Consider the following 11,770-nt stretch of genomic DNA (forward strand, 5'->3'; position numbering starts at 1 on the left):
GCCGTCGCGCACCCCGGGCGCCCGGACCCGGCCGCCGAGCCCTACGCGGGCATCACGCCATGGATGCGGGAGAGAGTGAAGACGCGTTCCGCTTCGCGCAGGTGGCACCAGGCGTCGAGGTAGGGCGGGTCCAGTGCCAGGTCGCTGAGGGTGCGTACGGTCCGGTTGCCCGAGGTGGCGATGTACTCGACGGTGATGGCCGCACCGGTGTCGATGGCATGGGCGACCTGGCGGACGTCGGTGTACGACAGGTGTTTCGCGTATCCGGCGACGATCTCCTCGGTGTCCGTCGCGAAGGGCAGCCCGCTGCCGAACGGGTCGGGTTCCGGTGCGGTCGGCGGGGCCTTGAGCAGCCGGTCGGCCAGGGCGTCCATCCCGGCGTCGGCGGGCAGGTCGGGGGCGTGGGCCGCGGTGGTTCGGGGCCCGCGCCGCCCGACGTTCCTTCGCGGCGGCGGGATGGCAGCGGCGGCCCTCTGCGGCAGGAGCTTCTCGATGCGTACCGTTCCCTCGGCGGTCTCGGCGACCGGGGCGTAGCCCGCGGCGCGGAGCGCGGCGAGAGTCGTCCCGGGTGGGCCGGCGCTGACCAGGACCGTCGGGGCGAGCTGCCGCAGGGCGAGCTCGGACAGGGCGCGGTGTGCGGCGAGTTCGGCCAGGAGCGCGGGTTCGTCGCTGTGGATGACACAGGCCGCGGGCGCGACGCGCACCCGTCCGTGACCTCGTGCGGTGTCGGCGACGAGATAGGTCAGCGGCTGTGGCAGGGCCGTGGCGGAGGCGGCCGCCAGGTCGGCGGTGATGTCGTCGGGGGTGCGGCCGGCGTCCAGGGCCCGGCGGATACTGGCGGCACTGAAGCGCCATACCGACGCCGTGCCACTGGTCTCCCGGTCGGCCAGCGAATCCAGCAGCGCCGCGAGTCGCGCGGACGGGGTGCCGGTGACGACGGCGGTGAGGTCGGCGCCGATCCGGGCCGTCGTGGTCGCGGGGGGCAGCAGCCGCCGGGCCGTGTTGCCGAGCTCTTCGTCGGCGCGGGCCGCCAGGTGGGCGCCTAGCGGGGACAGCGCACCCCGGGCCAGCACGCCCAGCAGTTCGCCTTCACGGATCACCGTGCTGAACGGTGCCGCGTCCTGGGGCGAGGCGTCGTCGGCGAGCGGACGGTGCCAGGCCACGAGCGGCCCCAACTCCGAAGCGACCTTCACCCCCTGTCCCGCCGGGAGCCCCGCGGCCGCGGTGAGCAGCCCGTGGCGGGCGTGAAGACAGCCGCCGCAGCAGGGCGCACCGGCGAGCGCGGGGAGCGCCTTGTTGTCTTCGTCGCGCGCCCGGGTGGGGGTGAGCGGCAGGTCCCGCCAAGCCCGGAGCAGTACGGCGAGTCGTTCTGCGGGCTCCTGCTCGGACCAGGCGTCGTACGCCTCGGTGGGAGGTACGTGATCGCCATCGCGGGCCAGCAGTCCGGCGGCGTACGCGGTCTCCAGGGCGAGGCGTACGACGGCGTCGTCCGCCTGGGCGGCCTTGCCGAGCCGGGCCAGTTCACGCGCGCCGATCCCGCCCGACTTCAGCCGGGTCGGTGGAGCGGTCGCGCACGCCGAAAGGACGGAGGCGGCATGGGCCACGAACGCGGTGGCGGCTGCCGCGGCCTCCTGCTCCACCTCCGAGGAGGTGAGGGGCACCAACTGAGGGACGGGCGGCAGAGGTTCGAACGGAGCATGCCAACCGGGGCCCCGCAGAGCCAGGGCCACCTCGGCCGGGATCCGGACGGGCTCGTACCGGTGACGGTCCTGGAGCAGAAGCCCGCGGTCGAGAGCCCATCGGGCGCCTGGCGGGAGGTCGCGGCCAGGAGCCCCGAACACGGCGGACAGCGACTGACGCGGCGTGGCCCCGGCGCTCTGCTCGAGCAACTTCCGTGTGGCGGCCGGTGCCCCCGCCACCAACGCGGCGACCCGTTCCGCGTCCCTGTGATGCTCCACCAGAGCCGCGAGCCGCTGCTGCCTGGTGCCGGGTGGCTTGATGCCCAGGACCGCCAGCATGCCGCGCAGTTCCTCCGAGGTGGTGCCGACCAGCAACTCTTCCAGCGGGGCGTCAAGTCCCAGGGGCGTGCCCCACGCCTGCCGCAAGGGCGTAGGCATGTGGAGTGCCTCGTTGCCGTCGTGCCACACGAGCGCCCGGTCCGACAGCGCCTCCAGGGTCGCGTCCAGCGCCTGTACCGCCGCAGGGGATGTCGAGCCGAGCAACTCGGCGAGGCTGTCCCGGGTCGCTCGTGCTCCCAGGGCCGCCAGCGCCTCGGCGGCCTGCAAGCACGGCAGCGTGAGGTGCGGCAGGACGAGTGCCACGGACCCCGGACGCTGGAGACGGTCGGCCAGCTCCCCCACCGAGCGTGGTTCCGGGGAGGAAGCCGCGTCCTTCCGCAGGGTGAGTACGCGTGCCAGGCGAGGACCGTCGAGTCCGCTCAGCCAAGTCGCAAGCGTCGATCGGGACTTCATGAGGGTGCACCTCGGTAGACAGGGAACGTCACAGGCGGGCCGAAGCCGCTTCGGCGCCGAGGTCAAGGATGGCTCAGTTCCATGATCCGTGGATGCCGTACGAAGACAGAGCCTGGGGCTCCTCCTCGTCCCTCCTCGTCCTCCTCGCCGCCGGCCCAGCCCGACGACGACGATCCGAACGGTTCCGCCGGAGCGCGTTGAGACTGTAGATGAGACCACGAACGCCGAAGGGCCCCGCAGCGAACTGCGGGGCCCTTCGACGTATTGCCCGGTGAGAGCAATGGCGGAGGATACGAGATTCGAACTCGTGAGGGGTTGCCCCCAACACGCTTTCCAAGCGTGCGCCCTAGGCCACTAGGCGAATCCTCCGCGGCAAACAATACAAGACGTTGGGGGGTGCTCGCGAACTCGTTCCCACGTCAGGGATCGGGTACCCTGTGCGGAGCCCCTCACGTGGCGCTATCTGACTGAACTCCCCCAGGGCCGGAAGGCAGCAAGGGTAGGTCGGCTCTGGCGGGTGCGTGAGGGGCGCTTGATTTTGTGGGGCCGAGGGCCCCGATCCCCTGTGCGGCGGGGGCGGGCCGGGTTCCGGGCGGGGTGGGCGGGCCGTCGGCGGGGCCGGTTGTCAGTGGGCCCCGATAACCTCGTATGCGTGTCGTCCCTTGCGCTGTACCGCCGCTACCGCCCCGAGTCGTTCGCCGAGGTCATCGGGCAGGAGCATGTCACCGACCCGCTGCAGCAGGCGCTGCGGAACAACCGGGTCAATCACGCGTACCTGTTCAGCGGGCCGCGGGGCTGCGGCAAGACGACCAGCGCCCGCATCCTCGCCCGCTGTCTGAACTGCGAGCAGGGGCCGACGCCCACCCCGTGCGGGGAGTGCCAGTCCTGCCGGGATCTCGCGCGCAACGGGCCGGGTTCCATCGACGTGATCGAGATCGACGCCGCGTCGCACGGTGGCGTGGACGACGCCCGTGAGCTGCGCGAGAAGGCCTTCTTCGGGCCCGCCTCCAGCCGGTACAAGATCTACATCATCGACGAGGCGCACATGGTGACCTCGGCCGGCTTCAACGCCCTCCTGAAGGTCGTCGAAGAGCCGCCGGAGCACCTCAAGTTCATCTTCGCCACCACCGAACCCGAGAAGGTCATCGGGACGATCCGGTCGCGTACGCACCACTATCCGTTCCGGCTCGTCCCGCCCGGGACGCTGCGGGAATACCTGGGCGAGGTCTGCGGGCAGGAGGGCATCCCCATCGAGGACGGCGTGCTGCCGCTGGTGGTGCGGTCGGGTGCCGGATCCGTGCGTGACTCGATGTCCGTCATGGACCAGCTGCTCGCCGGTGCCGCCGAAGACGGTGTGACGTACGCCATGGCCACGGCCCTGCTCGGATACACCGACGGGTCGCTGCTCGACTCGGTGGTGGACGCGTTCGCCGCGGGGGACGGGGCCGCCGCCTTCGAGGTGGTCGACCGCGTCATCGAGGGCGGCAACGACCCGCGCCGCTTCGTCGCCGACCTCCTGGAGCGGCTGCGGGACCTCGTCATCCTGGCCGCCGTCCCCGACGCGGGCGAGAAGGGGCTCATCGACGCGCCCGCGGACGTCGTCGAGCGGATGCAGGCGCAGGCCTCCGTGTTCGGCGCGGCCGAGCTGAGCCGCGCCGCCGACCTCGTCAACGCCGGGCTCACCGAGATGCGCGGGGCCACCTCGCCCCGGCTCCAGCTCGAACTGATCTGTGCACGGGTGCTGCTGCCCGCCGCGTACGACGACGAGCGCTCGCTCCAGGCCCGCATCGACCGCCTTGAGCGTGGTGCCCACTTCCAGTCGGCGCCCGCCGGCGGGCCCGCCATGGGGTACGTGCCCGGGCCCGAGGCGCATGCGCCGGCGCAGGGCGGTCCCGGTGGGCCCGAGGCGGCTCGGGCCGCGGCGCGGGGTGGCGGGGGCGGAGGGGTGGCGCCGGTTGCCGGGCCCGCCCATTCGGGGGCGGCCGCGCCGTCCGGTCCGGCCGGGCAGCAGCCCCCGGCGCAGCAGCCGCCCGCGCCGCAACCCGCCGCGCAGCAGCCCGCTCAGCAGGCGCCGGTCGCGCCGACCCGGGCGGTTCAGCCGGAACCCGCTCCGGCTCGGGCGGCCCAGCCCGCGCAGTCCGCTCAGCAGAGTCCCGCCGGAGCCTGGCCCTCGGCTGCCTCGCCCGGGCAGGGGGGTGGCCAGCGGCCCGGTGCCTGGCCCGGTGCGGCCGCCCCCGCCCCGGCCCCCTCCGCCGGTGCCTGGCCCTCGGCCGCGCCCGCCTCCGCTCCGGCCCCGGCGCCCGCACCCACGGCCGCCCCGGCCGCGCAGGCGCCCGCTCCCGGCGGCGCTCAGGGCAACGCCATGCAGGTGCGCGCCATGTGGCCGGACATTCTGGAGGCCGTCAAGAACAAGCGGCGCTTCACCTGGATCCTGCTCAGTCAGAACGCGCAGGTGGCCGGATTCGACGGCACCACCGTGCAGCTCGGGTTCATCAACGCCGGGGCCCGCGACAACTTCGCGAGCAGCGGCAGCGAGGACGTGCTGCGCTCCGTGCTCTCGGAGCGGTTCGGGGTGCAGTGGAAGGTCGAGGCGATCATCGACCCGTCGGGCGGTGTCCAACCTCCGCCCGCCGCAGGCAACTTCGGGGGCACCGCCCCCAGCCCCCCCGCGCCTCCCGTCCAGCAGTACCAGCAGCAGCACCAGGCCCCGCCCTCCGCGCAGGCCCCCCGCCCGGAGACCCCGTCCGCCCCCGCCCCACACGTACGGCAGCCGCCGCAGGCCGCCGCTCCCGTACGCCACGAGGAGCCCCCGCCGCCCCCGGTCCGGCCGGAGGACGACGTTCCGGAGGACGACGACCCGGATCTGGTGGACAACGCGCTGTCCGGGCACGACCTGATCGTGCGCGAGCTCGGGGCGACCGTGGTGGAGGAATATACGAACGAGGGCTGACGGTCCACTGGGTGGCCCGCACAAAGATCAGGCCATCGCGGCGGCTAGGCTGGCTGCCGTGAAGGTCCTTGTCATCGGCGGCGGTGCCCGTGAGCACGCCCTGTGCCGTTCCCTGTCCCTCGACCCCGACGTGACGGCGCTGCACTGCGCCCCCGGCAACGCCGGGATCGCGGAGGTCGCCGAGCTCCACCCGGTCGACCAGCTGGACGGTGGAGCGGTCGCCCGCCTCGCCGTCGAGCTCGGCAGCGACCTGGTGGTCGTCGGACCCGAGGCGCCGCTGGTCGCCGGGGTCGCCGACGCCGTACGGGCCGAGGGGATCCCCTGCTTCGGCCCCTCCCGGGAGGCCGCCCTGCTGGAGGGCTCCAAGGCGTTCGCCAAGGACGTGATGGCGGCGGCGAACGTGCCGACCGCCCGCTCCTACGTCTGCACCACCCCCGAGGAGATCGACACCGCCCTTGACGCCTTCGGCGCTCCGTACGTGGTGAAGGACGACGGTCTCGCGGCCGGCAAGGGCGTCGTCGTGACGGACGACCTCGCCGCCGCCCGGGAGCACGCGCTGGCCTGCGACCGCGTCGTCATCGAGGAGTTCCTCGACGGCCCCGAGGTCTCGCTGTTCGCGATCACCGACGGCGTCACCGTCCTTCCGCTCCAGCCCGCGCAGGACTTCAAGCGCGCGCTCGACGGCGACGAGGGCCCCAACACCGGTGGTATGGGCGCCTATTCGCCTCTTCCGTGGGCCGACCCGAAGCTGGTCGACGAGGTCATGGAGAGTGTGCTCCAGCCGACCGTCGACGAACTGCGCCGCCGTGGCACGCCGTTCTCCGGACTGCTGTACGCGGGCCTCGCCATCACCTCGCGCGGGGTGCGGGTCATCGAGTTCAACGCCCGGTTCGGCGACCCCGAGACCCAGGTCGTGCTCGCCCGGCTCAGGACCCCGCTCGCGGGCGTCCTGTTCCACTCGGCCAAGGGCACCCTCGACGTGCAGCCGCCGCTCGCCTGGCGGGACGACGCGGCCGTCACCGTGGTCATCGCCTCGCACAACTACCCCGCGACCCCGCGCACCGGCGACCCCATCGAGGGCCTGGCGGACGTCGCGGCGCAGGACGAGCCCACCGCGTACGTCCTGCACGCCGGGACCCGGCGGGACGGCGACGCCGTGGTCAGCGCGGGCGGCCGGGTCCTGTCGGTCACCGCGACCGGCGAGAACCTCGCCCAGGCCCGGGAACGCGCCTACAAGGCGGTCGGCCGCATCCGGCTCGACGGCTCGCAGCACCGCACCGACATCGCACGCGAGGCGGCCCGCGCGCAGGGCTGACCCGCGCCACGCCTTCCCGGGCCCCGGCCGCGCGCCGGGGCCCTCGCGTTGCGCCCGTGCCGTCCCGCGGCCCCACCCCGCAAGCCGCCCCGGAACATCCGCACCTTTGCCCAAAGCCATTCCATCGAGTGACGGCTGGCCCATCCGGATGACTCCTGCCCATGCCCCAACTAGGGTGCGGCGAAGGCGTTCCGGCACTTGGCCCACCGGCATTGCGGTGTCAGTGGCGGGTGCCACAGTGGGGGAGTGAGCAACGCCGCCGCAGGGCAGAGGGGGTGAAGTCCGGCCGTGTCCGGTACCGGAATGAGTGGAGAGGTGGGCGCGCTGCACGCGCGCTCGCGGGCTCTCGCCGTGCTGCGCGTCCGCAGCAGGGCGCTGGCCGTGGCTCTGCTGCCGGCGGCTGTCGCCGTCGTGCTGATCGTCGCCGCCGCGCAGGGCCGCATCGAAGGCAGCGCCTGGCACACCGCGCGCTGGGCGGTCACCGCCGCCGCGCTGCTCGTCCTGTTGCTCGCGGCCGTCGTCGCGGCCGTCATCGCCCGGGCCAGACCGGCCCTCTCTCCGACGGTGGACCTCGCCGAGTCGTCCGCCCCCGATCTGTACCGCCTGGTCAGGGACCTGGCGGAGCGGCTCGATGTGCCCCCGCCCTCGGCGATAGCCCTCACTCCCGACTGCGACAGCTGGCTGGAGGACCGTACGCATCCGGCGCACACCGCCGGCCGGGGGGTGCTGCCCGCGCGCTTCATACGCGACGCGGGTGCGCGGGCCGCTCGCGCCCGGCGGGTGCCGGCCGCGCCGGTGCTCGTCATCGGCTCGCCCTTCATGTGGTGGATGCGCGTCGGAGAGCTGCGCGCGATCCTCGCCCCGGTCGTCGCCGGTACGGGCCCCTCCGCGCACCCGGACATAGCGGCCGCCCGCCGCTTCGTACGGGGTCTGGACGCGGCGGTCGGCGTGGCCGCGCGGCCCGGGCTCGACCCGGTGCGGCGCCTCGCGCTCGGCTTCGTCGGATCCATCGCCCGGCTGCTGCTTCGCGGGTGCCGGGTGCACGCCGCCGAGATGGAGCGCGGGGTCGCGGTCGCCGCGTCCGAGCGCGCCCAGGCGGTGGACTACGGGGTGCGCATCGTCGCCCAGGAGCAGGTCGGGCTCGCCTACGCGGGCTGGGACCGGCTGCTGACCCGGGTCGCGCTGCCCGCCTGGCGGATGGGGCGCTGGCCCTCCCGGCTGGACGCGGGAGTGGTCTCGGCGCTCACCGAGCTGTCCCGGCGCGACCGCCTGGCCGAGGGCTTCACCTCCCGGCTCGGCGAGCGGCCGGCCTGCGACCTCCTGGAGGAGCCCGGGATCGCCGACGAGGCGACCTCGCTGCTGGCCGCCCGGCTGTTCCACGGCGGCCCCGCCGACCCCGGCCCCGACTGGGCGCCGGTGGACTGGGCCGCGTATCCGGAGGAAGTCGTCGACCGCAAGTGGCGCACCGAGGCGGCCCGGCTGCACCGGGTCCTGGACGCGCTGGACGAGCGGGGCGAGGCGGAGTCCGCGGCGCCCACCCTGTCCCGTGTCATCGACCACCTCGCCGCGTCGGACGGCGAGGCCGCGGATCGGCTGTCCGCCAGGATCGCGGCGGCGGTGGCCGACGAGGAGGCCGCGTCCGCGCCGCCCCCGCCCGGGCCCGAGGCCTGGGGGGACGCGGTGCCGCTCTTCCCGCTCCAACCGCCGCGCACCGGAAGGGAGTTGCTCGCCGACCATGTGACGGCGATGGTGTGCTGCGCCGCGGTCGACACGGCGGGCGCCCTGCCCGGGCTCGACTGGCTGGACGGTCCCTCGCTGCTCATCGACGAGGTCCGCCGCTCGGACCTGGCGTCTCCGGTGCTCGCCCTGGTCGAGGACGGCGACGCGGACGATCTGCGCGGCTGGCTGGCCTCGGTCGGCGTCCGCCCCGAGAAGCCGGTACGCCTGGTCTGACCCGGCCAGGACCGCCCCGGCCACCCGGCCCGGCGCCGCCTCGGCCGCCCGCCCCGGCCACAGGCCAGGACCGCACCGGGCCCCCAACACCGCTCCCACACCGCCGAGTTGACCCCACCCATCCGGAATGTCGAGTTCCCGTTGACGTCAATTCGCGACGAACGGTGACGGAGTGCGTGCGTTATGTGATGTGCTGGGGACCGGTCGCGGACAGACCGCGCACCACAGTCGCGTCAACTGTTGTCACGGGGGATCGAGAGAGGAAAGTGACATGGGGGTGGATCGGTCGGAACACATCCGGCGCTGGGAGTCCGGTGCCCTCGCGCACGCCGTCTCGGACCCCTTCGGCCAGGGCCCGCTGCCCTGGCTGCGCGGCAGCGAGCACTACTTCGACGACACCGGCCATGTGGTGCCCTGGTACGTCGACCACGTCCCGGCCCAGCGGGATACCCCGCGCGGCACCGCACGCGTCACGGGGCCGCGCACCGCCGACGACGTACGCCGGCAGATCAAGGGGTTCGCCTCCGGCGGGGCCGTCGCGCCCGGCGAGGCCATCGACTTCCACATCACCGTGGACCCCCCGCAGCAGTTCACCGTCGACGTCTACCGGATCGGGCACTACGGCGGCGACGGAGCGGCGAAGATCGCCACCAGTCCCCGGCTCTCCGGCATCGTCCAGCCTCCGCCGCTGACCGCCGACCGGACCGTCTCCTGCCACCACTGGTGGCAGTCCTGGCGCTACCAGGTCCCCGCGCACGCCTCGATCGGCGCCCATGTCGCCGTGCTGACCACCGCCGACGGCTACCGCTCGCACATTCCCTTCACGGTCCGCGACGACCAGCCGGCCGATCTGCTCCTGCTGCTGCCCGACATCACCTGGCAGGCCTACAACCTCTACCCGGAGGACGGCCGCACCGGCGCGAGCCTCTACCACGCCTGGGACGAGGAGGGCCGGCTGCTCGGCGAGGAGGACGCGGCGATCACCGTCTCCTTCGACCGGCCGTACGCGGGCGCGGGCCTGCCGCTGCACGTGGGCCACGCCTACGACTTCATCCGCTGGGCCGAGCGCTACGGCTACGACCTCGCCTATGCGGACGCCCGCGATCTGCACGCCGGCCGCGTCGACCCCACCCGCTACCGGGGCCTGGTCTTCCCCGGCCACGACGAGTACTGGTCGGCCCCCATGCGCCGGGCCGTCGAGCGGGCCCGTGACGGCGGCACCTCGCTGGTCTTCCTGTCCGCCAACTCCCTTTACTGGCAAGTGGAGTTGGGGCCCTCACCGTCCGGTGTGCCCGACCGCCTGCTGACCTGCCGCAAGCGGCGCGGCCCCGGTCGGCCCGCCCTGTGGCGCGAGGTGGCCCGGCCCGAGCAGCAGCTCCTGGGCATCCAGTACGCGGGCCGCGTCCCCGAGCCGCACCCCATGGTCGTCCGCAACGCGGACCACTGGCTGTGGGAGGCGACCGGGGCCGGTGACGGCGAGGAGATCGAGGGCCTGGTCGCGGGCGAGGCGGACCGCTACTACCCGCGCACCGCCCTGCCCGAGCACCAGGACCGCATCCTGCTCGCCCACTCCCCGTACCGGGACGGCGAGCAGAACCTCCGCCACCAGGAGACGTCCCTGTACCGGGCGCCCTCGGGAGCCCTCGTCTTCGCCTCGGGCACCTTCGCCTGGTCCCCCGCGCTGGACCGGCCCGGCCATGTGGACCCCCGCATCCAGCGGGCCACGGCCAACCTCCTCGACCGCATCTGCAAACGCGACTGACCCCGCGCCCACCTCCGGTGCCGCGCTCGGCCGGGCCGCACCCGCCGGGCCGCACCAGACCGCCCCGCACCAGACCGCCCCGCACCCGGCCGGGCCGCGCTCGACCCCGGCCGCGTCCGGCCCGACAGGCGCGGGTCCGACCCGCGACCGCCGTACCCGGTCGCATGCGAGAGAATCGGAACGCTCCTGGATCAACCTACGCGGAGGAACCGTGTCCGGATTCGTAGAAAAGCCCGAGCCGCTCAAGGTGCCGGGCCTGACCCACCTCCACACGGGCAAGGTGCGTGACCTCTATCAGAACGAGGCGGGCGACCTGGTCATGGTCGCCAGCGACCGGCTGTCCGCGTACGACTGGGTGCTGCCCACCGAGATCCCCGACAAGGGCCGGGTGCTGACCCAGCTCTCGCTGTGGTGGTTCGACCTGCTCGCCGATCTCGTCCCCCACCACGTCATCTCCAGCGAGGTCCCGGCCGGCGCCCCCGCCGACTGGGCGGGCCGCACCCTGGTGTGCAAGTCCCTGGCGATGGTCCCGGTGGAGTGCGTGGCCCGTGGCTACCTCGCGGGCTCCGGCCTCGTCGAGTACAAGGCCTCCCGTACGGTGTGCGGCCTCGCGCTGCCCGAGGGCCTGGTCAACGGCTCCGAGCTGCCCGCGCCGATCTTCACCCCCGCCACCAAGGCCGCCGTCGGCGACCACGACGAGAACGTCAGCTACGAGGAGGTGGCCCGTCAGACCGGCGCGGAGACCGCCGCCCTGCTGCGCCAGACCACCCTCGCCGTGTACGGCAGGGCCCGCGACATCGCGCGCGAGCGGGGCATCATCCTCGCGGACACCAAGTTCGAGTTCGGCTTCGCGGGCGAGGAGCTCGTCATCGCCGACGAGGTGCTCACCCCCGACTCCTCGCGCTTCTGGCCGGCCGAGAGCTGGGAGCCGGGCCGCGACCAGCCGTCCTACGACAAGCAGTACGTCCGCGACTGGCTGACCTCGCCCGACTCCGGCTGGGACCGCACGAGCGAGCGGCCCCCGCCGGCGCTGCCGCAGCACGTGGTGGACGCGACCCGGGCCAAGTACATCGAGGCGTACGAGCAGCTCACCGGCACGAGCTGGTCCTAGCCACCCCGTCGGCCCGGTCCGGGGGCCGCGCACCGCCCCCGGGGCCGCGCGGACCCCGGCCGGGCCCGACCACACGAAGAAGCCCCCGGCCGATGACCGGGGGCTTCCTCTTCTGAGCGAACGACGAGGTTCGAACTCGCGACATCCACCTTGGCAAGGTGGTGCTCTACCAGCTGAGCTACGTTCGCATGCGCCGTGGCGCGGAGAC

General features: G+C 73.9%; 6 protein-coding genes, 2 tRNA genes and 1 other RNA gene. 6 read left to right on the top strand and 3 right to left on the bottom strand.

Going from position 1 to position 11,770, the window contains the following annotated elements:
* Positions 1-41: 41 nt before the first annotated feature.
* Positions 42-2,471, bottom strand: a complete 2,430-nt coding sequence (locus tag N4G70_RS16880; RefSeq protein WP_261713467.1) for a helicase-associated domain-containing protein — start codon at positions 2,469-2,471, stop codon at positions 42-44.
* A 281-nt stretch (positions 2,472-2,752) separates the two neighbouring features.
* Positions 2,753-2,840, bottom strand: a tRNA-Ser gene (locus tag N4G70_RS16885).
* A 71-nt stretch (positions 2,841-2,911) separates the two neighbouring features.
* Here N4G70_RS16885 and ffs point away from each other — a divergent pair.
* The 6 genes from ffs to N4G70_RS16915 all read left to right on the top strand — a co-directional run bounded on the left by ffs (position 2,912) and on the right by N4G70_RS16915 (position 11,562).
* Positions 2,912-3,010: signal recognition particle sRNA small type (gene ffs, locus N4G70_RS16890), an RNA gene on the top strand.
* A 113-nt stretch (positions 3,011-3,123) separates the two neighbouring features.
* A complete protein-coding gene (locus tag N4G70_RS16895) occupies positions 3,124-5,421 on the top strand; it encodes a DNA polymerase III subunit gamma and tau (protein WP_261713468.1) in 2,298 nt (765 codons plus the stop codon).
* A gap of 58 nt (positions 5,422-5,479) precedes the next feature.
* Positions 5,480-6,736, top strand: coding sequence for a phosphoribosylamine--glycine ligase (gene purD / locus N4G70_RS16900; RefSeq protein WP_261713469.1), 1,257 nt, complete (start codon positions 5,480-5,482; stop codon positions 6,734-6,736).
* A 303-nt stretch (positions 6,737-7,039) separates the two neighbouring features.
* Positions 7,040-8,689 carry a hypothetical protein gene (locus N4G70_RS16905; RefSeq protein ID WP_261713470.1) on the top strand — a complete coding sequence of 550 codons (1,650 nt, stop codon included), beginning with the start codon at positions 7,040-7,042 and terminating at the stop codon, positions 8,687-8,689.
* A gap of 271 nt (positions 8,690-8,960) precedes the next feature.
* The gene (locus N4G70_RS16910) at positions 8,961-10,451 is read left to right on the top strand and encodes a N,N-dimethylformamidase beta subunit family domain-containing protein (protein ID WP_261713471.1); all 1,491 of its coding nucleotides are present in this window, start codon (positions 8,961-8,963) and stop codon (positions 10,449-10,451) included.
* A gap of 211 nt (positions 10,452-10,662) precedes the next feature.
* The gene (locus N4G70_RS16915) at positions 10,663-11,562 is read left to right on the top strand and encodes a phosphoribosylaminoimidazolesuccinocarboxamide synthase (protein WP_261713472.1); all 900 of its coding nucleotides are present in this window, start codon (positions 10,663-10,665) and stop codon (positions 11,560-11,562) included.
* Positions 11,563-11,677: 115 nt separating this feature from the next.
* Here the strand turns inward: N4G70_RS16915 and N4G70_RS16920 are convergent.
* Positions 11,678-11,750, bottom strand: a tRNA-Gly gene (locus tag N4G70_RS16920).
* Between the last annotated feature and the right edge of the window lie 20 nt (positions 11,751-11,770).

The organism is Streptomyces sp. ASQP_92 (genome assembly GCF_025399895.1).
Classification (GTDB): Bacteria; Actinomycetota; Actinomycetes; order Streptomycetales; family Streptomycetaceae; genus Streptomyces.

Bases quoted from the DNA above. Each gene is read 5' to 3' on its own strand.
- N4G70_RS16880 (WP_261713467.1), bottom strand. From the start codon at position 2,471: ATGAAGTCCCGATCGACGCTTGCGACTTGGCTGAGCGGACTCGACGGT.
- N4G70_RS16905 (WP_261713470.1), top strand. From the start codon at position 7,040: ATGAGTGGAGAGGTGGGCGCGCTGCACGCGCGCTCGCGGGCTCTCGCC.
- N4G70_RS16910 (WP_261713471.1), top strand. From the start codon at position 8,961: ATGGGGGTGGATCGGTCGGAACACATCCGGCGCTGGGAGTCCGGTGCC.